The organism is Jiangella muralis (assembly GCF_001270745.1).
In the GTDB taxonomy this organism is placed as follows: Bacteria; Actinomycetota; Actinomycetes; order Jiangellales; family Jiangellaceae; genus Jiangella; species Jiangella muralis.
Genome location: NZ_LFXL01000037.1, coordinates 52,613 through 76,693, shown reverse-complemented (window position 1 = coordinate 76,693; position 24,081 = coordinate 52,613). Strand labels below are relative to the sequence as shown.

The 24,081-nt window shown below is 70.7% G+C and carries 14 protein-coding genes and 2 pseudogenes; 12 read left to right on the top strand and 4 right to left on the bottom strand.

Annotated features, from left to right (window positions below):
• The first annotated feature begins 59 nt into the window (after positions 1-59).
• Positions 60-2,024, top strand: coding sequence for a glycosyltransferase family 2 protein (locus ACW62_RS26790; RefSeq protein ID WP_157575006.1), 1,965 nt, complete (start codon positions 60-62; stop codon positions 2,022-2,024).
• Here the strand turns inward: ACW62_RS26790 and ACW62_RS26785 are convergent.
• On the bottom strand, positions 1,981-4,665 hold the full coding sequence (locus ACW62_RS26785) for an asparagine synthetase B family protein (protein ID WP_157575005.1): 2,685 nt from the start codon (positions 4,663-4,665) through the stop codon (positions 1,981-1,983). The two genes, ACW62_RS26790 and ACW62_RS26785, sit on opposite strands and share 44 nt — an antisense overlap.
• A gap of 55 nt (positions 4,666-4,720) precedes the next feature.
• Between ACW62_RS26785 and ACW62_RS26780 the strand changes: the two genes are divergently transcribed.
• From ACW62_RS26780 to ACW62_RS34380, 7 genes and pseudogenes are all read left to right on the top strand, one after another.
• Entirely contained in the window at positions 4,721-6,802 is a 2,082-nt protein-coding gene (locus ACW62_RS26780; protein ID WP_169792132.1) for an acyltransferase family protein, read from the top strand.
• An 80-nt stretch (positions 6,803-6,882) separates the two neighbouring features.
• Complete coding sequence (locus ACW62_RS26775; protein ID WP_083460208.1) at positions 6,883-7,602, top strand: MIP/aquaporin family protein; 720 nt, start codon at positions 6,883-6,885, stop codon at positions 7,600-7,602.
• Positions 7,603-7,928: 326 nt separating this feature from the next.
• Positions 7,929-13,883, top strand: coding sequence for a LamG-like jellyroll fold domain-containing protein (locus ACW62_RS26770; protein WP_169792131.1), 5,955 nt, complete (start codon positions 7,929-7,931; stop codon positions 13,881-13,883).
• A 240-nt stretch (positions 13,884-14,123) separates the two neighbouring features.
• Positions 14,124-14,579: pseudogene (locus ACW62_RS36760) on the top strand (RHS repeat domain-containing protein); the annotation flags it as partial.
• 273 nt (positions 14,580-14,852) lie between these two features.
• Positions 14,853-16,073, top strand: a pseudogene (locus ACW62_RS36755) (RHS repeat-associated core domain-containing protein); the annotation flags it as partial.
• Positions 16,074-16,550: 477 nt separating this feature from the next.
• Positions 16,551-17,285, top strand: a complete 735-nt coding sequence (locus ACW62_RS36750) for a polymorphic toxin-type HINT domain-containing protein (protein WP_476733811.1) — start codon at positions 16,551-16,553, stop codon at positions 17,283-17,285.
• A complete protein-coding gene (locus ACW62_RS34380) occupies positions 17,282-17,653 on the top strand; it encodes a hypothetical protein (RefSeq protein WP_157575003.1) in 372 nt (123 codons plus the stop codon). The genes ACW62_RS36750 and ACW62_RS34380 overlap by 4 nt, the downstream gene beginning before the upstream one ends.
• 129 nt (positions 17,654-17,782) lie before the next feature.
• Here the strand turns inward: ACW62_RS34380 and ACW62_RS26760 are convergent, their stop codons facing one another.
• A complete protein-coding gene (locus tag ACW62_RS26760) occupies positions 17,783-18,211 on the bottom strand; it encodes a hypothetical protein (protein ID WP_053207178.1) in 429 nt (142 codons plus the stop codon).
• Positions 18,212-18,478: 267 nt separating this feature from the next.
• On the opposite strand from ACW62_RS26760, the gene ACW62_RS26755 reads away from it, so the two are divergent.
• Together ACW62_RS26755 and ACW62_RS26750 are read left to right on the top strand one after the other, a co-directional pair.
• On the top strand, positions 18,479-19,564 hold the full coding sequence (locus ACW62_RS26755) for a glycosyltransferase (protein ID WP_053207177.1): 1,086 nt from the start codon (positions 18,479-18,481) through the stop codon (positions 19,562-19,564).
• A 55-nt stretch (positions 19,565-19,619) separates the two neighbouring features.
• Complete coding sequence (locus tag ACW62_RS26750) at positions 19,620-20,666, top strand: class I SAM-dependent methyltransferase (RefSeq protein WP_053207176.1); 1,047 nt, start codon at positions 19,620-19,622, stop codon at positions 20,664-20,666.
• Here the strand turns inward: ACW62_RS26750 and ACW62_RS36410 are convergent.
• A complete protein-coding gene (locus ACW62_RS36410; protein ID WP_338033157.1) occupies positions 20,650-20,799 on the bottom strand; it encodes a hypothetical protein in 150 nt (49 codons plus the stop codon). The genes ACW62_RS26750 and ACW62_RS36410 overlap by 17 nt on opposite strands.
• 99 nt (positions 20,800-20,898) lie before the next feature.
• On the opposite strand from ACW62_RS36410, the gene ACW62_RS36405 reads away from it, so the two are divergent.
• The gene (locus ACW62_RS36405; protein ID WP_053207174.1) at positions 20,899-21,093 is read left to right on the top strand and encodes a hypothetical protein; all 195 of its coding nucleotides are present in this window, start codon (positions 20,899-20,901) and stop codon (positions 21,091-21,093) included.
• On the opposite strand, the gene ACW62_RS26735 is transcribed toward ACW62_RS36405, so the two are convergent.
• Positions 21,094-22,509, bottom strand: a complete 1,416-nt coding sequence (locus tag ACW62_RS26735) for a glycosyltransferase family 2 protein (protein WP_053207173.1) — start codon at positions 22,507-22,509, stop codon at positions 21,094-21,096.
• A 79-nt stretch (positions 22,510-22,588) separates the two neighbouring features.
• On the opposite strand from ACW62_RS26735, the gene ACW62_RS26730 reads away from it, so the two are divergent.
• Positions 22,589-23,758 (top strand): hypothetical protein, encoded by a 1,170-nt coding sequence (locus ACW62_RS26730; protein WP_053207172.1) that lies wholly within the window; start codon positions 22,589-22,591, stop codon positions 23,756-23,758.
• Positions 23,759-24,081: the final 323 nt, after the last annotated feature.

The window sequence follows — 24,081 nt, the reverse complement described above, 5'->3', positions numbered from 1 at the left end:
CGACAAGCCTCGGGTATCGTCGCCACGACTCCGAAAGGGCGGACACGAGCTTGGCTACATTGGGACTGCTCATCACGAGCGATGACGCGCTCATAAATCACGCCTCCGGACGCGATTGCGACACCGTGATCGGCTTCTCCGAGTTGTTTGCCGGAGAGATCAAGCGCTGTGACGCGCCATGGAGCCGAATCCTGCTCGTGGCCGACTCCGTGTCCGTCCTGCGCGCCATGCTGCCGCAACTCGTCGTGCTGCCCTACGAGAGCAAGGTGTTCGAACTCGTCGTCGGCGGGCTGCCCAAGCGTGGGCTGGTCCGGCTCCCGCACGGATCGGTCGGCATTCGCGCCGTCGTCACGGCCCAGCAGGACATCGTCGAGGAGCCGGTTCCCCACACCCGCTTCGCCGTCCGATTCCGCGGCGTGCTGCCACTCGCCGACCCCCTGGCCGCGATGCTCGAAGGCGGATCATCGGCCTTCCAGCGTCCGGCCACCGGTCTTCGGGTCGGCATCGAGCACGACGCCGCCGCGGCGCTGCCGTGGGTCTGCGGCGATCCGTCGGCCGTGCGGTTCGCCGCCGGATCGCCGGCCCTGCCCGACGGCGCGTTCTCCGTGGACGTCGTCCTCGCCACCGGTGGCGACGCGGCCGCCGCCGGCACACCTGCCGTGCTCGCCGTCGGCGAACCGGCGCGGCGGCCGTCCTGGCGTGACCTGGTCGACGCCCCGCGGGACACCCTGGAGGCGTTCGTCGCGCATGCCCAGCAGCCCGGTCTGTTGCCGCCGGTCGACACCGACACCCTGCGTCCGGTCGGGTTCCGACCAGACGCGGGGACCGACGAGGTCCGTTTGCGGCGGCTGGGCGGCTGTGAGGTGAACCACCTCGCCTTCGGCGGTCCAGGCGAGTGGAGCAGCGCGCAGTTCGACGACTGGTCCGGCCTGAGCGAGCGGGTCGTCGACCAGCTCCGGACCTACCGGGCCGTGCACGACGATCCTCATGCGCACCAGGGGCCCGTCCAGCACGCCGCCTTCCTGGCCCAGGCGGCCGCGGCCGCCCTGCCCGTCGTGACCACGGGCCTGGGTGACACCGTCCGCCGGCTGCTCGGCGAGCCGCTCGCGGACGAGATCGCGGCAGTGACCCCACGGGTGCTCGCCGATCCGGTGCGCCGTGAGGCCTACGCCATGTCGATCCGCCGGCTGGCGTTCGCCCGGCACGGGACGCGGCAGCGCTGGGGCGCGGTCGCGCGGCAGCTCGGGCGCTGGTCCCGTCCGACCGCCACGGTGTCGGTGATCCTGCCGACGAGGCGTCCGGAGCTGCTGGCGCGCATCGCAGAACAGGTGCGTCGGCAGACCTGGCCAGAGGTCGAACTCGTACTCGGCCTGCACGGCCTCGAGCGCTCGCACCCGAGCGTCCGCGATCTGGAGACGGCCTACGACCGGCCACTGGTGATCACCGAGGTGCCCGCCAGCCGCACCTTCGGCGACATGCTGAACGATCTCTGCGACCTCGCCTCCGGCGAGCTGATCGCCAAGATGGACGACGACGACTGGTACAGCGAGCACCACCTCACCGATCTCGTCCATGCCGCCGAGTATTCCCGCGCCGACCTCGTCGGTTCCGGTGCCGAGTTCCTCTACCTCGAGGCACTCGACCTCACGGTTCGGCGGCATCGGACCAGCGGTCACCGGTACACGAACCGCGTGCCGGGCGCGACCCTGCTGATGCCCGTGCACACGCTGCGCGGCGTCGGCGGATGGCGGCCGCTGCACCGTGCTGTCGACACCGCGCTGGCGCACGCGGTCACCCAGTCGGGCGGGTCCATCTACCGCACGCACGGCCTCGGGATCGTGGTCTTCCGCGCGGCGCAGGGCCACACCTGGGACCCCGGCGTGGAGTACTTCCTACGCGGCGACGTCCAGCAGTGGCCCGGGTTCGCACCACCACCCGGGGTCATCGGCTCCGCGCCGACGACCCCGGCGACGCTGCCGGTCAGCTGGTTCGACCGACCAGCTGCTGTGTCAGGAACTCCGTAGCCTTCCGCACGTGCTCGAGGAACTGGGGGCGCGGAGGCGGACCGTGCCCCTCGCGCAGGTCCTCGAGCACGACGACCCGAGACCCGTCCGCCGACCGCCCGCCCGCCTCCGTGACACCGGCCGCCGCGGCCCACGGGATCAGGTGATCGCGGATGTGGAACGGGTCGCGCAGGTTCTGCACGTAGTACACGTAGTTGTCCGTCGCTTTGGCGTAGTGCTCGGTCAGGTCGAGCCGGTCGGCGAACGTCGCCGCCACCGTGCGGGGGTCGTGGCCGGGGAAGGCCAGGGCCAGGTACTTCGCCACGTGCTTCTGGTAGTAGCGCGTGACGCTGGTCTGCGGCGCGAACGGAACCGCGACGGACCCGGGAACGCGCAGGGAGGCGGCGAGCGCTGCGAAGCCGCCGCCCGACGTCCCGGTCATGATCACGCGCCGGGCCGCCAACCGCGTCGCGACCTGCCGCGTCAGCTCGGCGCAGTAGCGGCTGACGTCGACCGCTGCGGTACCGGCATACCAGCCGAGGGTGATCTCCGCGTCGAGGGTCAGGATGGGGTCGGCGAGGTAGAGGACGGACGCGTCGAGCTCGGCGAGCGTCGACTGCCATTCGAACCGCGGGTACTCGTACTTGCTCCGGTCGGTGGCGCCGTGGAACACGACCACGAGGTTCTCGCTGTCGCGCGCGTCCAGCATGGCGTCCAGCTCGAGGGGCGCCGCGGTGCCGTCGGGCCGGTCGCCACGTTCGTCGTTGGCTGCGAGCGCGAAGCGATGCCGGCTCGTTCCGGCCGGAACGGCGAGCTCCGCGAGATCGGCGTGCTCGTGGATCGGCAGCCGGTGACGCCGGTCGAACGGGCCGGCCTCGACGGCCGGACCAGCCGGGGCCACCGCCACGTCCGGCCGGGCAGGAACGGCCGGCACGGCCGACTGGCCGGGACGCCGCGTGCGCCCGTTGAGGGGCCACTCGAGGACCTCTGGCCACGCGGCGCGGATGAGACCGTGGTAGACGTCGCCACGGACGCGGGCGGCCGCGGGGACGCCGAGCAGGGTTCGGTAGATCCGCCGGGAGTTGAGGATCGTGAAGGTGTCGTGGGCGATGTCGCTCTCGAGATAGACCGCGGAGAGCCACACACCGGACCGATGCTCCCAGTAGAAGAGATCGTAGGGGTCGTAGCCGGCGAACTCGGTCAATCCGGTGACGTCGCGGAAGGCGGCGAACTCCGCCACGACGGCTGGGTCGTCGGGCTGCCGGCGGCAGAGGATCGCCGCCATCACCTCGGGGGTGAGGTCCGGACGGTCGGGCTTCTGCGCCCGATAGAACGCACGGCCGATCTCGAACAGGTTGGACCGGACGTGCAGCCGGTCCGCGGGGAGCTCGGTCACGTAGGCGGCGGCCAGAGACCGGTTGTGCGCTCTCGTCGAGTTGCGCTCGAGCACCCGCTTCAGATCGCCGTCGCCGATCGCCTGTCCCACCGTGACGACCTGGTGGTCGAGGCCCAGCCCCGCGGCGAGGTCGCGCGCGGTCGTCAGGTCCAGAGCGTGGCCCGTGTTGTCGAGGTGCTCGCCGTATCGCAGGCTGTAGGTGAAGTAGCGCACCGACTCATGGACCGGCCGGGTCAGCGCCAGCGTCGTGCGGCTGTCCAGTCCCGCCGTCAACGACGTCATCAACGGGCCACGGTGCGCCAACTCCGTCAGCTGGTGCTGGAGCAACTCGCGCAGCTCGCCGACCGCGTCGTCCACCGTGACCGGGACCGGCTCGCCCCGGGGAAACACCCGCCGCACGGTCCGCTTCTCGAGGTGGAGTTCGGTGTTCGGCGTCAGATGTACGACACCGGCATAGGGCGTCGCCCGGCCGGGCAAGCAGTAAGCCCGGTGGTCGGCGAGCCAGCCGCCCGAGCCGAACGGACCACGCTCGGCGCCGGTGACCTCGGCCGCGAGAGCGGCATGACCGGCAACGACCAGGGGCAGCGGCGACTCCGCGACGAACGTGCTGCGCATGCCGGCGGCGTCGGTCTGCAGGTAGGTCTCGGCGCCGTCGCCGTCGATCACGACGAAGCGGCCGACGAGATCGTCGACGGCATCCTGCAGCCGCGGCCGGCCGGCCAGGCGCGCCGCCAGCAGCGACCGCGCAGTCGCCTCCGGGTCGGCGCCCAGGTCGGTGAGATCCAGCGCACGGCCGAGGACGGCCACCCAGATCTCCCCGGCCGCAGCCGTGACCAGGACGTTGCGCGGATCATAGGAAAGCGACCAGGTTCCCAGCCGCAGCTGTCTCCAGTGCGGAACTGGAACGGGAACGCTCGTCCGGGTGATCAGGAAGCCGCGAGCGTACAGCAACGGCGACGCGTCGCCCTGATCAAGCATCGCGAGCGGGTCGATCGGTCTGTGGTACCGAACAACAGCGGTCGGCATCGTGCTCCCCCCGGTCGCGCCGTCCACGGTGACGACGCGGGACGAATGCCGGCTGGGCGACGGCGAAACCCGCCGCAAAACCGGCATTCCCAGCTCTCCAGAAATCCTGGCCAGAGCGCCCAGAATGGTAGCAATGACTCGCTGACCTCGCCGGTCGGCGCGACCGCCTCGTTTACACTGACGCGGTCTGCGCGACCGCAGACGTAGCCGCAGCCGACCCGGGATCCCGATCAGACACATGCGACAGCCGTCCGCCACCGCTGTGCCCCCGGTGCCGCCTCCGCCCACGGTCCGCGTGCCCGCGCGACGTCCGGCGTCCGGCCCCACCGGTGGAGGACAGCGCTTCCGGGGCGACATCCAAGGGCTGCGCGCGGTCGCGGTGCTGTCCGTCCTCGGCTTCCACGCGGGTCTGCCGTTCATGTCCGGCGGGTTCGTCGGCGTCGACGTGTTCTTCGTGATCTCCGGCTTCCTCATCACCGGGCTGATCGACCGCGAGATCGGACGGACCGGCCGACTCCAGCTCGGCCGGTTCTGGGCGCGGCGGATCCGGCGGTTGCTCCCGGCCACGGCCGTCGTGCTGGCAGCCGTCGGGGTCATGACGCTGCTCGTGCTGCCGGTGACCCGGTGGTCGTCGGTGGCCTGGGACATCGCGACCAGCGCCCTCTACGTCGTGAACTGGCGGCTCGCGGACCAGTCCGTGAACTACCTGGCGACCGACGACGCGCCGAGCCCCGTCCAGCACTTCTGGTCGCTCGCGGTCGAGGAGCAGTTCTACATCGTCTGGCCACTGATCATCCTGCTGGTGCTGTGGCTGCAGCGCCGATACCGGCTGCCGCTCACCAAGGCCATGCTGACCGGTATCGCGGCCATCGGCGTCCCCTCACTGATCTGGTCGATCGTTCTCACCCAGACCAGCCCCGGCCCGGCCTACTTCGTCTCGACGACGCGGCTGTGGGAACTGGCCATCGGCGGCGCTCTGGCGATCCTGGCCCACCGCATCCCCCGGATTCCGTCCGGGTGGGCGCACGTACTCGGCGTCGCCGGGTTGGCGGCCATCGTCCTCGCTGTCGTCACGTTCGACGAGGCAACGCCGTTCCCCGGTGTCGCCGCACTGCTGCCGACCCTGGGCACGGCGGCGGTCATCGCTGCCGGCACGATCGGCCGGCGGACGGTCAGCGACCTGGTGCTCGACACCTCGGTCATGCGTGACATCGGCACGCTCTCCTACTCGCTCTACCTCTGGCACTGGCCGCTGTTGATCGGCGCGGCGGTCATGTGGGGCGACGACGGCGGCGACCTGCCCGTGGCCATCGCCGTCACCGTGGTCGGCTTCTCCGTCGTGCCTGCCTGGCTGACCCACCGCATCGTGGAAGCGCCCATCCATGAGGCGAAGGTCTTCGTCCGCCTGCCCGGCTGGGCGGCGGTTCTCGGCGTCGGGTGCACGGCCATCGGCGTAGCCGCCGCGCTGGTCGTCGCGACGGCCGTCCCCAAGGCGCCGGTCCATACCGCGGGCGACGCACCCGGCGCCGCGGTGCTCGACGAGGACCCCGCCGATGACCCTGACGGCAGGCCGGTGGACTCCGTCGAGTTCCTGTCCCCCGACGTTCTCGACGCGCCCGACGACGTCGCCGCCCTGGACGGGGAGCTGTGCATCAGCGACATCGAGGGCACCGACCTCGAGGGTTGCAGTTACGGGCCTGGCGACGCCGAGGTCACGGTGGCCCTGGTGGGCGACTCCAAGATGCACCAGTGGCTGACGGCGTTCCAGCGCATCGCCGACGAGCACGGCTGGCGCATCATCACTTATCTCAAGAGCGCCTGCCCTCTCGCCACCGTCGACATCGAGTTCGAGGGCGAGGCGAACCGGGACTGCTCCGAGTACAACGAGGCCCGCTACGAGCGCCTGCGCGACCGCGAGTCGATCGACTACGTCGTCACGTCCCAGGTGGCGTCCCAGGCCTATCTCGGCCCCGACGGGTCGCGGGGTGCGCAGACCGATGCGATGGTCGAGGACCTCGGCCGGGTCTGGGCAGGCCTGGAGGAGGCAGGCCGGCAGGTCATCGTCCTGGTGGACAATCCGAACCCGGAGGCGGACGTCATGGAGTGCGTGGCCGAGCACGGCGACGAGCTGAGCGACTGCGCGTTCCCTCGCGACGAGGGTGCGGCGCGCGGCGGGGCGCCCGCTCAGCTGGCCGCGCTGGAGAACGCCGACGGTGTGAGCTCGGTCGACGTGAACGACTACATCTGCCCTGGCGACACCTGCCCCGCCGTGATCGGAAACGTGCTGCTCTATCGGCGCGGCTCGCATCTGACCGCCACCTATGTCGCCTCGCTCACACCCAGATTGGACGATGCCTTGCTGGCGGCCATGCGATGAGGCCGGCGGCCTAGGTACGATGCGAGACGCTGCGACCCGGCCTTCGGCCCGTCGCCGTACCACGAGGGAGGGGTCGAGGTATGGACAGCCTGACACGCAATGTGGTCGCTGAGGCGTTCGGCACCTTCGTGCTGGTCGTACTGACCGTCACCGTCATCATGATCGGCCCCGGTCTCATACCGGCGGCGCTCGCCTACGGCCTGGGAACGGCGGCACTGGTCTCGTCCCTCGGACACGTCTCCGGCGGGCACTTCAACCCGGCCGTCACCCTGGCGCTGCTGCTCGGGAAGAAGATCGACATACTCGCGGCAGTGGCCTACTGGATCGCCCAGTTCCTGGGCGCTGCGGCAGGAGCGCTGCTCGTGATGCTGGTCTCCGACCGCGAGGTGGTCCAGGCGGGCACCCCCGCCGTCGCCGACAACATCGGTGTCGGCGGCGCGATCACGGCCGAGGCCGTCGCCACGTTCATCCTCGTCCTGGCCTACCTCGGTTCGGTGGTCGACCGGCGGGCTCCAGCCTCTGTCTATCCCATGGCGATCGGGCTGACGGTCGCGGCCGGGTTCTTCGCCATCGCGCCGTTGACCGGCGGCGCGCTGAACCCCGCTCGCGGTTTCGGGCCGGCTGTCATCGGCGGCGAATGGGACGCGGTGGCGACCTGGCTGGGCGGTCCGCTGGCCGGCGCGGTCCTGGCGTGGGCGCTCTATCAGTTCGTCATCGCACCTGGCGACGCCGTCGCTGGGCGGCGAGGTGCCGAATCCGGACATCTGCCGCCTCCTCCCGGCTCGTCACTGCTCCCCTGAGGCCTTCGGCGCTGACGCGATCGGCTGGCAACGAAGGCCGAGCCAGAAGACCCGGCGCGCCAGCTTCGACGCGAAACCCCCGCGGGACGTTGTGCCGGCGGCACGAACACGAGCGGCCAGTCGTCGCTCACCTCCACCGCCGACGGCGAGCGTCATCGGTTGCCGCCTTGGCCCCGCACTGAGTCATAAGTTCCCAAAATTTGCCTGTTGCCTACGTACAGGTCTTGACGCTGAGCGCTCCTGACCGCCAGGATTTGCGTCCATTACCGGCGTTTTGGGCGGATCGTCGTTATGTATGGGGCGGGGTGTGCAGGGTGGGGCGTTCTTTGCTGTCTGCTCGGGTCCTTGGTGTCAATGCAGCCGTTGTCGCGGCGCTGAGCGCACTGGTCGTCGGCGGCTTTCCGGGGCCGGACCCGGCCGCCGCGGTGGAAGCCACCGCGCCGCCGGAACCGGTGCTCGGACCAGAGGCCGAACCGGCCGATCCGGGGCCGAAGGCCAGGCCGAACCTCGGGCTGCGGATCGGCGCTGCGACGGAGGTCGCCCTGGCGGAGGCCGCCGAGTCCGGTGAGCGGGTCGAGGTCGAAGAGGCCCGCACCGACCGGAACACCTACTTCGTCAACCCGGACGGGACGCAGACGGCCGAGTTGTCGCCGGTCCCGGTCCGGGTCCGCGACAGCGCCGGCGACTGGCAGGGCGTCGACCCGACACTGGTCGCGCGGCCCGACGGCACCGTCGCCACCACCGCGACGCCGACCGATGTCGTGCTCTCCGGCGGCGGCGCGGACGCCCCGCTGGTCCGGATCGCCGAGGGCGGTGAGTGGATGTCGCTGGGCTGGCCGGGGGCGCTGCCCGAGCCGGTGCTCGGCGGCGCCACGGCCACCTATTCCGAGGTGCTCCCTGGTGTGGACCTGGTGGTCGATGCCGGCGTGAGCGGTTTCAGCCAGTACCTCGTCGTGAAGACGCCGGAGGCGGCGGCCAACCCGGCGCTGGCCGAGATCGGCTTCCCGCTGCAGACCAGCGCTGGCCTGCAGCCCACGCCGGACGACACCGGCGGGCTGATGATCAACCGTGCTGACGGCAAACCGGCCTTCACGGTGCCCGTGCCGCGGATGTGGGAGTCCGCCCCGGAGCCGGCGTCGATGACGGGGCGGCTGACGCGGACGACGGACGGTTCCGTCGAAGCGGTGCCGGCCCCCGAGCCGCCGTCGGCCGACGTGGTGGGCCGCGGCGAGGGCGAGGCCTCCGCCGTCATGCCGATCGAGGTCCAGGGCGACACGCTGACGATCACGCCGGACCAGAACCTGCTCACCGACCCCGAGACGGTGTTCCCGGTGGTCATCGACCCGTCGGCATCCCGCTACCACCAGTACTGGCACATGGTGTGGTCCAACGGCTACACGTTCTACAACAGCGCGACCGAGGAAGCCCGCGTCGGCTACGACGGCTGGACTTCGCAGAACAAGGTGTCGCGGGTCTTCTACGCCGTCGACTATCGCGGCCTGGCCGGCAAGCAGATCATCTCCGCGACCTTCGCCCATCGGCAGGTCCACTCGCCGAACTGGGACTGCGACCTCGCGTCGTACGGTCCGGGCGTTCAACTGTGGTTCACCGACGGCATCCGGCCGGAGACCGGCTGGCCGGGCCCGCCGATGCGGACGCACGTCGCGACGGCGACTCGCGCGCACGGCCACGAGGACGTCTGCAGCAACCCGGTCCGTACCGAGTGGAACGCGACCTCCATCGCCACGACGGCCGCTGCTGAGGGCTGGGCCGCGTTCACCCTGGGGTTGCGCTCGGCCGACGAGGGCGATCGGGACGGCTGGCGCCGGTTCGAGAACGTCACGGACCCCGCGCGCACCATGTACCCCGTCCTCACCGTGGAGTTCAATACCTACCCCCGGGTGCCCACCAGCCTGGAGACCAGCTCGCCCGAGACCGACTGCGTCGCAGGCTCCGCGCGGCCCTTCGTCCCCGACAACACCCCGATCGCCTGGGCGACCGTGACCGATCCCGATCCGCAGAACGTCCGCATGTGGCTGGAGTACCGCCGCACCGCGCCCACGACGAGCGCGTGGTGGGCGCTCTCCACGTCGCTACGGGCGCAGGGCCGGATGAGCATCCAGCTCCCCGCGCTGAGTGACGGGACCTATCAGTGGCGAGTGAAGGCGACCGACGACAGCGCCTGGAGCGGCTGGAGCCAGAGCTGCGAGCTGACGGTCGACACCGTCCCGCCGAGCCAGCCGCCGACCATCACCTCGTCGCAGTATCCGGAAGAGCAGTGGGCCGGCGGCGTCGGCCAGTCCGGGACGTTCACGTTCGGCGCCAACGGGGTGTCCGACGTCGACCGCTACAACTACTCGCTCAACAGCGATGCGCTGAACAAGGCGGTGGACAACGCCACCCTGGGCGGCCCCGCGAGCGTCAACCTCGCACCAACGCAGTTCGGCGTCAACACCCTCTACGTCCAGAGCGTCGACCGCGCCGGCAACGTCAGCGGCCACGCCACCTATGTGTTCATGGTCGGCGGCAGCGACCCGATCGCCGTCTGGCTGATGAACGAGGGCAGCGGCGCGACCGTGGCCGACCAGACCGGCAGCGGCCACACGCTGACTCGGGCGACACCGGACTGGGGCGCGGACTGGCGTGGCGCTGCCAACCCGGCCAGCAGCTCGCTCGACTTCACCGCGACCGCGGGCGTCGGCGTCACAGACGCCCCGGTGCTCCAGGACGATCTCGTCGGCTACACCGCGACCGCATGGGTCCGGCTCACGGACACCGCTTCGAACCGAACCGCGGTGAGCCAGGACGGACAGTACGTCTCGGGATTCCGGCTCGGCTACTCCGGCGGTAGGTGGGCCGCGATCGCCGCTCGCTCCGACGCGGCGTCGTCGCCACCGCTCACCATCGTGTCGGCGAGCTCTCCGGCCGTCGCCACGAACACCTGGACCCATCTCGCGGCCGTCTACGACGCGACCGCCAAGACGTTCACGCTGTTCGTCAACGGCGATCAGGCCGCTCAGGCCACGAACGTCGCCCAAACGCACCCGTTCTCCGGTCCGATGCGGATCGGTGGAGGCCAGGTCGGCGGCTCCGGCGTCGAGGGTTGGCGGGGCAGCATCGACGACGTCCGCATCTACCCCGCGCCACTCGACGCGCAGAGCGTCCAGCGGGTCATGAACGACTCACAGTCCGTCCCCGATCTCCCGGAGGACGTCGCGGCACCGGACTTCCAGCGGACCGCCTCCATCGCCGGCACCGGCCCGCCGGTCGTCGTCAACCCACCGAGCGAGCCGGTGTTCGCGGCCCCGGCCGCCGCCACGTGGCCGGCCGCCACGCAGGCCACCGTCCGGCTGGCGACCGAGCCGACCGCAGCGACCGGGCTGCCCGTGACCGTTGCGGCCTCGCAGGCTCCCGGCGCCGTGGCACCGGGCACCGACCTGCAGGTGCGCAAGGTGGACCAGACCGTGGTCGAGGCGGCGGAGCTGCCTGGCATGATGCTCCAGGTCGCCCCCGCGGCCGCCGGCACCACGCTCACCGGCGACGTCCAGATCGCGGTGAACTACTCCCAGTTCACGACCTACGGTGCCGCCTACGGATCGCGGCTGGTGCTCTACCAGATCACGCCGTGCGACCCCGCGGCCGACCCGATCACGATCTGTGAGCTGACGCCGCTGGCGTCGGACAATGACGTCACGGCGAAGACCGTCGCCGCCGACGTCGCCACCGACGGCGGTGGCTGGTTCGCCGTCGCGGCCGCGCCGTCCGGCCCACAGGGCGACTACAAGGCGACGTCGCTGGCACCGTCGTCGAGCTGGTCCGGTGGCGGCTCGTCGGGCGCCTTCACCTGGGCCTACCCACTGCGGGTCCCGCCGACGGCCGGTGGACTGAACCCGACGTTGTCCATCGACTACTCCTCGGCCTCGGTCGACGGCCGGGTGAGCTCCACGAACAACCAGACCTCGTGGATCGGTGAGGGGCACACCCTGGACCCCGGGTACATCGAGCGGCGCTTCGCCGCATGCGCCGACGACATGGGCTCGGGCGCCAACAACACCCGCAAGACCGGTGACCTGTGCTGGAAGAGCAGTTCGGTGTTCCTGTCGCTCAACGGTACGGCGACCGAGATGATCCTCGACGCGGACGGGCAGACCTGGCGCCCGCTCAACGACGACGGATCGCGCATCGAGCACCTGACCGGCGCGGCGAACGGCGACAACGACGGCGAGCACTGGCGGGTCACCACGACCGACGGCACGCAGTATTACTTCGGCCTTCACAAACGGGATGCCGCCGACACGGCGCCGACCAACTCGGCGTTCACCGTGCCGGTCGCCGGCAACCACGCCGGCGAGCCGTGCCGGGCGACCGCGTTCGCGGACTCGTTCTGCCAGCAGGCCTGGCGCTGGAACCTCGACTACGTCGTGGACACCGACGGCAACACCATCACCTACTCCTACGTCAAGGAGAGCAACCGGTACGGCCAGAACCTGGACGACGTCTCGGTGGCCTACACCCGCGGCGGCTACCTCTCGATGATCGAGTACGGCGAGCGGGTGGGCACCTCGCACACGACGACGGCGCCGGCGAAGGTGGTCTTCGGCGTCACCGAACGCTGCAACCCGTCGTCGTCGATCGACTGCACCGGGAATCCGACGGCGTCGACGGCGCACGCTTGGCCGGACGTGCCGTTCGACCAGATCTGCACGTCCACCTCGACCTGCACCACCCGGGTCTCGCCGACCTTCTTCAGCCGCAAGCGGCTGACCACCATCACCACTCAGGTGCTGTCTGGCGGCAGCTACGCCGAGGCAGACCAGTGGACACTGGGGCACCAGTACCCCAGCACCGGCGACGGGTCGGCCCGCGCTCTCTGGCTCGGCCGGATCACGCACACCGGGCTGGCCGACGGCAGCGTCGAGCTGCCCGGCGTGGTGTTCCACGGCGAGAGCCTGCCCAACCGCGTCGACGGCATCGACAACGCACCGCCCCTGAACAAGTGGCGGGTGCGCACGATCCGGAACGAGACGGGCGGCCGGATCGCGGTCAACTACACCGACACGGAGTGCACACCGTCGACCGTGCCGAGCGCACCCCAGTCGAACACGATGAACTGTTTCCCGGTCTTCTACACGCCCGAGGGCGCGGCCGACCCGGAACGGCACTGGTTCCACAAGTACCTGGTCAGCTCCGTCGTGGCCGACGATCTGTTCCGGAGCGGTCTCGCCCAGGAGACGCACTACACCTACGAGGGCGAGCCGGCGTGGGCGTACCAGGACAGCGAACTGGTCCCGGAGGACCAGCGCACCTGGGGCGACTGGCGCGGCTACGGGACCGTCGTCACCACCGTCGGCGCCGGCGAACTGAACCGTGAGCCGATCAGGACGTCGACGCTCTACATGCGCGGCATGGACGGCGACCACCTGCCCAGCGGCACCCGCAACGTCGACGTCGTCGACTCCGAGGGCGCCGCCATCGCGGACCACGAGCGGTTGGCCGGGTTCGTCCGCGAGACGATCACCTATGACGGTGACCAGATCGTCTCGAAGGCCATCAACGACCCGTGGATCTCGGCCGCCACCGCGTCCGACGGCACCGACACCGCCCACATCGTCGACCTGCGGCGGACACGGACGTTCACCGCCAAGCTGCCCAACGCGGGCTGGCGCACGACCGACGTCGTCCACACCTACGACTCCTACGGAATGCGCACCCAGACCGACGACCGCGGCGACACGTCGACCACCACGGACGACCTGTGTGCCCGTACGACGTACGCGCGCAACACCACCGCGCACATCGTCGACCGGCCGTCGCGGGTCGAGACGGTGTCCGTCGAGTGCGACGTCACGCCGACCCGGCCGAGCCAGGTGGTGACCGACCAGCGGTTCGGCTATGACGGCGGCGCGGTGGGCGCGGCGCCCAGCCGGGGCAACGTGACGCTGACCGAGGAGCTGGACTCGTGGGCGTCCGGGCCGGTGTATGTCGCGGCGGGCGCGTCCACCTACGACGGCTACGGGCGGCCGACCTCGTCGGTCGACGCACTGAACCGCACGACGACGATGGCCTACACCAACGTCTCCACCGGGCTGACGCAGAAGATCACCACCACCAACCCGGCCGGACACGTGTCGTCGACGACGATGACCACCCACCACGGCAACCCGGTCACCGTGGTCGACCCCAACAACCGCACGACCACGCTGCGTTACGACGCACTCGGCCGGCTACTCAAGGTGTGGGGCACCGACCGCACGACCAGCCAGACCCCGACGACCGAGTAGGTCTACACCGTCGACAACGACGCCGCCAGCACCGTTGCGACCAAGACCCTGCTGCCGACGGGTGCCCAGGCGATCGGCTACGAGCTGTTCGACGGCTTCGGGCGCATCCTGCAGACGCAGACCCCGTCGGCGAGCGAGGCCGAGCCCGGCCGCCTGGTCGTCGACACCGCGTACGACTCGCGCGGGCTCGCCGTCGAGGTCAACGGTCCGTACTACAACTCGCAGGCGGCTTCGGCGAGGATGTTCCTGCCGACCGGCGTCGTGCCCGCGAGTACCCGGATGACCTACGACGGCGCCGGGCGCGAGATCGTCTCGGCCTTCTACGAGAGCAACACGGAGAAGTGGCGGACGACGACTGACTACCGTGGCGACCACACCCGGGTCGATCCGCCGACCGGCGACACGCCGACCGCCGTCTTCCACGACGCGCGCGGCCGCGCACAGCGCCTGCTGCAGTATCACGGCAGCTCACCCGCGGGCGCCAACGACCAGACGCGGTACACGTACACACCGGCCGGCCAGCTGGCGACCGTCACCGATGCCGCCGGCAACGTCTGGTCGTACGAGTACGACCTGCGCGGCCGGCAGGTCGAGAAGACCGACCCCGACACCGGGACGGCGCAGCTGACCTACGACGTCGCGGGCCAGCTGACATCGACCACGGACGCCGAGAATCGCACGCTCGCCTACACCTACGACGCGCTGGGGCGGAAAACGTCCACCCACCAAGGTTCGGTCACCAGTACCGCGATCGCCGAGTGGCGGTACGACACGCTGGAACTGGGCCAGCCGACGCTGTCGTTCCGGCGGGAGGGCACGTCGACCTACACGACGGCGATCACCGGCTACGACGACGCCTACCGGCCGCTGGGCAGCCGCGTGAGCATCTCGGCGACGGAGGGCGCGCTGGCCGGACAGTACTCCTTCTCCAACAGCTACAACCCGGACGGCTCCGTCGCGACCACGACGATGCCGGCCATCGGCGGCCTACCGGCGGAGACATTGCAGCACCGGTACGAGGCGACCGGCGTCGAGGACTGGATGTACGGCTACAACACGTACGCCGTCGACACGATCTGGTCGCCCTACGGTGAGATGCTGCGCCGCGGCCAGGGCCAGTACGGGACAGCGTCGTGGCAGACGAACCAGTACGAGGCCGGCACCCGGCGACTCCTGCGGTCCCGGATCGACCGCGAGGACCAGTCCGTCTACTCCGACCTGCGCTACGCCTACGACCCGGCCGGCAACGTCACCCGGATCGCGGACCTCCCCTCGGGTGGCACGGCCGACGTCCAGTGCTTCCGGTACGACTACCTGCGCCGGCTGACCAAGGCATTCACGGCAACCGACACCGGTTGCGACACGCCGGACCTGCCGCCGACCAGCGGAGGGACGGACAACTATCACCATGACTACACCTACGACCTGACCGGCAATCGGACCTCGCTCGTCCGCACCCGCCTGTCGTCGGCCGGCACCGAGAACCTGGCCACGACGACGTACGCCTACCCGGCCGCGGGCTCGCCGCAGCCGCACACGCTCACGTCGTCCACAGCCGGCTCCACCACGACCTCCTACACCTACGACGCCACCGGCAACACGCTGACGGCCGGCGGCAAGTCCTACACCTGGGACGTCGAAGGCCGCGTCAAGACCGCCACCACCTCCGCCGGCGCCTCCTCCTTCGTCTACACGGCCGACGGCGACCGACTCGTTCGCCGTAACCCCGACAAGGTGACGATCTACCTGCCCGGGCACGACCTCGAACTGGACCGCGCCACCAACGCGGTGTCGGCGCGGCGGTACTACTCCTTCGGCGGCCAGACCATCTCCGTCCGGAGTCCTTCCGGTGGCCTGCAAGACCTGTACGCCGACCACAACGGCAGCGCAGACACCGCCATCGACGCCGACAGCAGCTCGGTCAAGAACATGGACCGCGATCCGTTCGGCAACTACCGCGGCTCCACGGGTTCTGTTGGCACCTTCCCGACGGACCGCGGCTTCCACACCGGCATCGAGGACGATGCCACCGGGCTGATCCAGATGGGCGCCCGCGCCTACGACCCGACGATCGGCCGGTTCCTGTCCGTGGACCCGATCATCGATCATCAGAACCCACAGCAGATGAACGGGTACGCGTACGCGAACAACAGCCCGGTCACCGGCAGCGATCCGACCGGCCTCTTCCCGTCCAACCAGCCGGGCACGCGCGCGGCCACCTACGGCGGCGTAGTCGCCAAACAGCCGCCATCTACCGCGAACCCCGTCGGCAAACAACCATCTGGACAGGGCCTGCAAAGCGGACACACGAACTATGGTCCGGCCGCCAGCGGCTACGGAATCGCGCCGGTCACGCACACCTATAGCGGACCGAGCACTCCTGCCACCTCGTTCGTGCCGCTTGAACAAGCAATCGCGCAGGCCAGACACAGGCCGACCGGAGGCTTCCTCGACTCACTGGGGCCGATCGGGTGGTTGATCGGCGCCGACGACTTCGTCAATTGCTTTCAGGGCGATGCGGTTGCATGCCTGTGGGCGGGTTCCAACTTCATTCCAGGCGCTGCTGTCGCACGCACCGCGATCCGGACGACGAACCATGTAATTGACGGCGTCCGCGCCGCGGATAATGTCGCGGACGAACTTGCGACAGCCGCTAGGGCATGTGGCATGAAGTCGTTTGCGGGCACCACCTTGGTACTTATGGGTGATGGCACCCGAAAAGCAATCCAAGACGTCGAAGTAGGCGACGAGGTCGTCGCCACCGATCCCGAGACCGGCGAACAGGCCGCCAAGTCCGTCACCCACGTCTGGGTCCACGAGGACACTCTCGTCAACCTCGAGGTCGACGGCACGACCATCACGACGACCGAGGACCACCCGTTCTGGAACGCCAGCGAGCAGGAGTTCCAGGACGCCGCCGCGATCGACACCGATGACTCTGTCCTCACAGCCGACGGCCGCCTCTTGACCGTTGGCGGCATCGACGGGGCGTCCGCCTATGACGGGCTCGCCTACAACCTCACCATCACCGACATCCATACGTACCATGTCGGTGAGGACGACGTCCTCGTCCACAACACCTGCGATGATTCCGTTCGGATGTTCCGCAACGTCGACGAGGCAGAATTCGACTCAATTGCTGGCACGGGCCAGTTCAGTCCGGGGCCAGGCATGATGGAGGGCAAATGGTTCGCAACCCGTGGCGAGCACGCTGACCAGTGGGGAGCTAGCCTGAACCAGGGACGAGGCGTCACCGTTGAGACGCGCATACCTAGCTCGGTAGCAGATACGCTTCACTACGAAGGTCGGAAGCTGGATGGCATCGGGCCGGGCTGGTACGCCAACGGCGACCAACTGAATCTGATCAATCAACACATGGATGGAATCCGGCTCTGGCGATGATCGAGAAGATCGAGACACCAGCGGCCACTGCAAGGGTCACCTGGCGCTCCCCTCATGAAGGAGGGCGCAAATCCGGCCCTCCGTCGGCTCCTGTATATGCAGCAAACTGCGCCTTTCCAATTGGGGGCGAGACCGAGTTAGATCCCGGCTGGCCCGCGACAGCGGAGAAGTTCAGCCTGCTCCTCCAGCGCATCGCAGAGTCGCCTGCCGGAGAATGGGAGTGCAAGCTCGACTTCCTTGCCCGGAACCTAGTCAAACAATATTTGCAGCCAGGGGCTGTGATGCTCGTCATGGAGGGCCCGACAGTGGTCGGCAAGGCAATAATCAGCGACGTGTTTCTTGATGTGGACTGGACCGAAGCCCAATGACACCAACTGTTGACCATAAGCTGTTGTCCAGTTGAGCAGCGACATACCTAGAATCAATTGGTCGTGGCCCACCAACTATCGCGCGAAATGGCTGTGACGAGGTCCGACCCACGTCGACACAGGGCAACTTCAAACGCGCAAGTGCAATGTCATGGCGCCGTCCGGGTGACCGGCGGGCAACTCCGTCCAGAACCGGTAGCCACCGGTCCCGTCGCTCTGGAGCGCCTGCCCCGGCGGCAGGCTGTTGTCGTACGTGTAGTCGATCGGCAGGAACGAGATGGTGTGCCCGGGAATGTAGGTGCGCCACGTCGTGCGCCCGGCAATGTAGGTGCCAGGAGCGATGCGGATCTCGACGTCAGTGGCCGGGGCGTGCTGGGTGAGGCGGTACTCCGCCTGCTCGAGGGTCGCGACTGGGGTGGACGGCGTCAAGCCGTCGTTGCTGCCAGAGCCGTTCGGCGCGACGTAGAGCGTGAACGGTGCCGCATCGGCCGCTGCGGGCGGCGCCACGGCTGTGAACGCCGCCAGAACCGCGCTGACCAGGACCGCGAGGACCCTCATGGCCCGCCCTCCAAGCACTCGACGCCACGAATGAATCAGCACAATACAACCGGCCTGGGACGGACTCCGGTCCTGCTGTAGGATCCACCGGGTGATGCGCCGCCTCAGTGCGGCCGGACGGCCAGGTGGGGGCGCAGAGATCCGGGACGTTCACCGTGCAACCGCGCGGGTGGGCATGGGCGTCTCCAGGGTGTGGCTGTGTCGATGGGAAGTCGGGGACCAAGGTGCGAGTACGACTCACGGTCAGCGGGCGGGCTAGCTAGCGCCATGCGCGTCCTCGTCCTGACCGTCGTCCACGACCCGGAAGACGCACGCATCAGGCATCGGCAGATCGTCGCGTTGCGGGAGGCCGGGCATGAAGTGACGTTGGCGGCTCCGTTCAGCGACACCGGCCGGCCGATCCCGAGTGACCTGAGCGTCATCGACATCCCGCGGTCGCACGGACGGCATCGGCTGACGGCGATGCGGACGGCGCGGCGGCTGCTGAAGCGGCGCGGCCGCGAGTTCGACATCGTCCTGATGCACGACCCCGAGCTGGTGCTGGCCAGCATCGGCCTGAACATCCCCGGCCTGGTGTGGGACGTGCACGAGGACACCGCCGCGGCGCTGCGGATGAAGGCGTGGCTGCCGAGGGCCGGCCGCCCGGCGGGGGCGGCGCTGATCCGGGCCATCGAGCGGCACGCCGAGCGCCGCATGCCGCTGCTGCTGGCCGAGGAGTCCTACGCCGGCCGCTTCCGCAAGCAGCACACCGTCGTCCGGAACAGCGTGGCGATCCCCGACGACGTCAGCGCGCCGGTCGACGACCGGGTGATCTACCTGGGCCGGCTGACGGCGGCGCGCGGCGGCCTCGACCTGGTGGAGCTGGGCCGGCGGCTGGCACCGGAGTTGCAGGTGCACCTGGTCGGCCCGGCCGACGCCGACTGTCAGGCCGCCATCGAGGCCGCGCAGGCCGAGGGCGCGGTCACCTGGCACGGCTTCGTCCCCAACGACGAGGCGCTGACGATCTTGCCGGGCGCGCTCGCGGGGCTCAGCCTGCTGCACGAGCAGCCCAACTACGCGCACTCCCGGCCCACGAAGATCGTCGAGTACATGGCGCACGGCCTGCCGGTCATCAGCACGCCGAACCCGGCGTCGGCGGAGCTGATCATGCGGCATCGGTGCGGCACGATCGTCCCGTTCGGCGACGTCGACGCGGCGGAGGCGGCGGTCCGGGCGCTGCGGGCCGACCCGGCGGAGCGGGCCCGCATGGCCGAGGCCGGGCGCGCCGCCGTCATCGCGCACTACAGCTGGGACGCCGACGCCGATCTGTTCGTTCACTCCTTGGAGAAGCTGGCACACGCCACCGCACACTGATCCTCGGCGCCGGTACAGTTTTCCCCTTCCCGACCAGACCTACGACGGAGATTCGATGCAACGGGCGGTACGCGCTCTACTCGGCTCCCGCTGGCCCCTGCTGGGCATGGCCGGTGCCCTCGCCGCCGTCGTGGTGGCGATCATCGTGGCCGCGACGGGCGGCAGCCTCGCCGTGGCGGCGCTCACCCTGCTGGTGGGCCTGACGTTGGTCGGGCTGGTCGCGGTCGGGGCCAGCGCCCGCGAGGCGGAACAGCGCGCCCGTAAGACGGAGCGGCAGCTCAAGGCGCTCACCAGCGCGGTCGAGACCGTCGCGGCGTCCGTCCAGGCGGTCGAGGAGCGGCAGGCCGACCCCAGCGGCGGGCCGCTGGCCGCCATCATCGGGGCGCAGCGCCTCGACGCCGCGGTGCGCCACGACGAGCTGGTCGCGCTGTACGACGAGCTGCGGACCGACGTCCACGCCACCCTGACCGAGCGGCAGCTGGCCGAGCTGTCCGCGCTGGCCAACCTGTACGCCATGCTCGGCGCCGACGACGAGGTCCCGGCGTTCGGCGGCTTCGCGGCGGCGCCGCGCACGGTGCTCCGGCTGGCGTCGCTGGTGCGCCGGCTGCCGTCCGACGCGCTGATCGTCGAGTGCGGCAGCGGCAGCTCGACGGTCTGGCTGGCGCTGGCCTGCCGGCGGGCCGGGAAGGGCCGCGTCGTCGCGCTGGAGCACCACGAGCGCTACGCCGCGCTCACCCGCGAGGCGCTGACCCGGCACGGTCTGAACGACGTGGCGGAGGTGCGGGAGGCGCCGCTCGAGCCGGTCACCGTCGGCGGTGAGAAGCACGACTGGTACGCGGCGCCGCAGTGGAACGACCTGCGCGGCATCGACCTGCTGTTCGTCGACGGCCCGCCCGGAAGCGTCGGGCCGCGGTCGCGCTACCCGGCGTTCCCGCTGCTGGCGACGGCGCTTGACGACGGCGCCGTGGTGGCCCTCGACGACGCGCAGCGCCCGGACGAGGCCGACGTCGCCGCCGACTGGCTGGCCGAGCCCGTCGACGGCGTCCACCTCGCCGACGACGACACCGTCGGCCGCACCCGGTTCTTCACCGCGTCGCGCTGACAACCGCGGCGTCGTAGGTCTCCTGGGCCGCGACGACGTCGTGAGCGCGCAACCCGATCCAGTCCAGCAGCGCCTGCAGCGGGCCGGTCAACTCGCGCCCGAGCGAACTGAGCTCGTAGCTGACCCGTGGCACCGCCGGCTCGACCGTGCGCACCACCAAGCCGTCGCGGGTGAGCTCACGCAGCCGTTCGACCTCGCGCTGGCCGGCTTCGAGCGCGCCGCCGACGTCCAGGTGCGACTGCGCGCCTTCGGGCTGCAGCCGGACGCCGGCGAGGGCGTGATCATCTCCGACCGGGCCGGGGTGGTCCGGCTCGGCGCCGAGGCAGGGCTGGACGCGGAGCTGGGCCGCCGTGTCGGCGTCAGCGGTGTGCCGACGTTCCTGATCGCCGGGCGCTACCTGCTCACCGGCGCGCTGCGGCGGGCGTGATCAGCCGGCCGAGCCCTCGTGCAGCATGCCCTGCTTCGTCACGCCGACGACGGCGGGGCGGACGCCGATCTCGGCGCCGCTGACCCAGTGCACCCCGAACAGCTGCCGCGCGGTCTCGTCGAGGCCGTCGGCGCCGGCGTGCCGGCGCGCGCGGTGCAGCGCCCGGGTGGCCCACAGCTCGACCGGCGGGCCGGGCTCGTCGGACACGGTGGCGCGGACCATCCCGGCCTGCTCGGACGACGACAGCGCCAGCAGCGAACCCACCGCCGACCGGCCGATGGCCACCCCAGCGGGCACGACCAGCGAGAACGGCGCCGGGAAGCCGGTGCGGACGGGCTCCGGCGCGAACCGGACCCGGGCGTCGGCGGCGAAGTAGTCCTCGACCCAGCGCGGCAGCTCCTTGTTCGGCGACACCGTGACGACGAGGTCGGTGTAGGCCGAGGCCAGGATGGAGTCGACGGTGACCTGGACCTGTTCGGGCGTCCCGCTGGTGGCGTCGACGACGGCGTGCACAACCGGCACCTGCCACATGCGCCCGACGTCGGAGGGGCGGAACAGCGGGATGGGCAGGTGGTTGGCCGCGAGGCCGGACCGCTCGCGCTTGATCTCGTCGCCACGGGTGGCGAAGTTGCGGGCGCCCTGGTGGTAGCTGCGGGCGCTGGGCTCCGGGACGAGCACGGCGCCGGCGGTGAAGATGCGGTAGCCGAACTCGGTGTCGACGATGCCCCGCAGCCCGAAGGTCGAGAAGCCGCCGCTCTCGGCGTACAGCGCACGCGGCGCCGACACGCTGGCGCCGACGACGGCGATGAAGGTGTCGTCGGCGTACGCGGTGAGCCGGGCGGCCTCGCGGATGAAGTCCTCGTGCCAGGTGTGCTTCTTCTGCTTGCGGCCATCGAGCAACTGGTCGAACGTGTCGTCGCGGGTGGCGGCGAGGACGTCGGCGGCGGTGATGTCGTCGAACTCGACGAACATCTTGTGCCCGAGCACAACGGCGTCGGCGAGGACGTGGTGCCAGCGGGCGTGCGCCTCGACGTGGGTGCGGGTGGCGACGATGTCGGCGTCGAGGAACAGCACGATGTCGCCGGTGGCCGCCTCGGCGCCGGCGTGCCGCGCCCGCCCGGACCCGTGCCCGTCGCCGGGCGGCAGCCGCAGCACGCAGGCCCGCTCGGGATGGACGGCGGGCAGCCGCAACGGCTCCGCCGAGGCGTCGTCGACGACGACGACGTCCATCAGCCCGGCCGGGTAGGTCTGGGCCGAGAGGGCGGCGAGGGTGAGGTCGAGCTCGTCCTGGCAGTCCTTCGCCGGCAGCACCACCGTCACCGTCAGGGACGGCGTCCAGGTGCCGAGATCGGGTGCCTGGACGGTGGTCCATTCCTGCCGGGGGACGGCGACCGGTGTCCGGGCCGTGGGCGACATCGTTCCTCCGCTGGAGCCGGGTAGTGTGGGTGCGCCGCCCTCCGGGCGGCGCCACGCTGAGAACCTACCGGGCCGTGTGATGCCGACCAAAACCGACCTCCCACCAGCACCGATCGTCGAGCCGTTTGCCCCGAACTGGACCGTCCTGGCCACACTCGACCCGGCCGCGCTCCGGGCGGCGGCCGACGCCGTCGTCGCGGCGCCGCTGCCGGCCGTCAACACCATGCTGGTCTCCCCCACCGGATTCGACCCGTTCGACGACGACGGCCCGGGCGCGCCGCCCCGGCCGCTGGCGACGCTGCGCACCACGTCGTCCGGCGGGCTGCGGCTGTACGCCGGGCGCACCCGGCTGGCCGACCTCGGCCGGCCCGCGGTCCTCGGCGCCGCCGCGCTCGAACTGCTGCGCCCGTACGCGGGCGTCCAGGTGCCGTTCGGCGCGGCGACCGGACCGGTCGAGCTGGCCGGATTCCTGCGTCAGCTGCTGGTCGGCGGCGTCCCTGTGTACGCGCCCGACCTCCCCGTGGTGGTCCGCCGGCTGCTCGGCCCGGTGCTGGGCGACCTGGTGGCCACGCTGACGCCGTCGACACTGGCCGACGCGGGCCACCGCGAGAGCTGGTCGGTCGCGGCCCGGCGAGCCGCCCTGCGCGCCGCGACGGCCGCCGCGGGCGTCGCCTCGTCGCGGCCGTCGGTGACGGCCGTCGTGCCGCCCGGCGCACCGGCGCTGCTGCGCGACCTGCGCCGCCAGACGTGGCCGGCGCTGACGGTGGTGATCGCGGACGGTGCCGAGGCGCGGCGGCGGGCGGTGGAAGGCTGCGAGACCGACCTCGTCACGCTGCCGGCGCCCGGGCTGAGCTACGCCCCTGAGCACGTCGAGGACCTCGTGCTGGGGCGCGGCTACGGCCAGCGGCCGGTCAGCGGGGTCCGGGTGCGGCGCACGTTCCTGCCGGTGCTCGACACCACGGTGCGCGCGCCCGGCTCGCCGTCCGAGCGGCCGGCGTCCGTGCTGACGGCGGCGACGGTGCTCGGCTCGCCGGCCGATGCGCTGGCGCTGGGCCTGGCGGAGCTGGACGACCCGCTGGCGACGGTCGAGGTGGGCGACGACGGGTACGCCGTCCACGACCTCGGCGTACGGCGGGCGGTTCGTGACGCCGCCGGGACGGACGCGGCGCTGCGGGCGGGCGGGCGGCAGGTCGGCGGCACCGGCAGGGTCGACGCCGGCTACGCGTCGTACTTCGCCCGGACCGCCTGAGTTCGCCAGGTTCGCCGGCGGCGCACGTTGGCCGTCCACCTGGCGCCCATTCTCTCAGCCAAGAACGGGCACCTATCAGGGGGAAGGGGGCGGTCTGGGCACGCCTCACTTCACCCGCGCCGGGTGCACGAGACGTGTGACGTCGACGATCTGGGCCGTCTTCGATGGCCAGAATCGTCCAAACGGCACCCGGAACACGACTCTCGCCATCGAAGACGGCCCCGGGAGTCGAGGACACCCAACGGCGCACCGACAGGAACGACGATGGGGTCCGAGTACGTGAATCCTCGTGCCGCCATACAGAGCTGGCCAGGGAGAAATGC

What these genes read in the sequence shown, in the direction of transcription:
- ACW62_RS26730 (WP_053207172.1), top strand. Translation starts at nt 22,589, where the DNA reads ATGCCGACCAAAACCGACCTCCCACCAGCACCGATCGTCGAGCCGTTT.
- ACW62_RS26755 (WP_053207177.1), top strand. Translation starts at nt 18,479, where the DNA reads ATGCGCGTCCTCGTCCTGACCGTCGTCCACGACCCGGAAGACGCACGC.
- ACW62_RS26775 (WP_083460208.1), top strand. Translation starts at nt 6,883, where the DNA reads ATGGACAGCCTGACACGCAATGTGGTCGCTGAGGCGTTCGGCACCTTC.
- ACW62_RS34380 (WP_157575003.1), top strand. Translation starts at nt 17,282, where the DNA reads ATGATCGAGAAGATCGAGACACCAGCGGCCACTGCAAGGGTCACCTGG.
- ACW62_RS26750 (WP_053207176.1), top strand. Translation starts at nt 19,620, where the DNA reads ATGCAACGGGCGGTACGCGCTCTACTCGGCTCCCGCTGGCCCCTGCTG.
- ACW62_RS26735 (WP_053207173.1), bottom strand. Translation starts at nt 22,509, where the DNA reads ATGTCGCCCACGGCCCGGACACCGGTCGCCGTCCCCCGGCAGGAATGG.
- ACW62_RS26785 (WP_157575005.1), bottom strand. Translation starts at nt 4,665, where the DNA reads ATGTGTCTGATCGGGATCCCGGGTCGGCTGCGGCTACGTCTGCGGTCG.
- ACW62_RS26760 (WP_053207178.1), bottom strand. Translation starts at nt 18,211, where the DNA reads ATGAGGGTCCTCGCGGTCCTGGTCAGCGCGGTTCTGGCGGCGTTCACA.
- ACW62_RS36750 (WP_476733811.1), top strand. Translation starts at nt 16,551, where the DNA reads ATGAAGTCGTTTGCGGGCACCACCTTGGTACTTATGGGTGATGGCACC.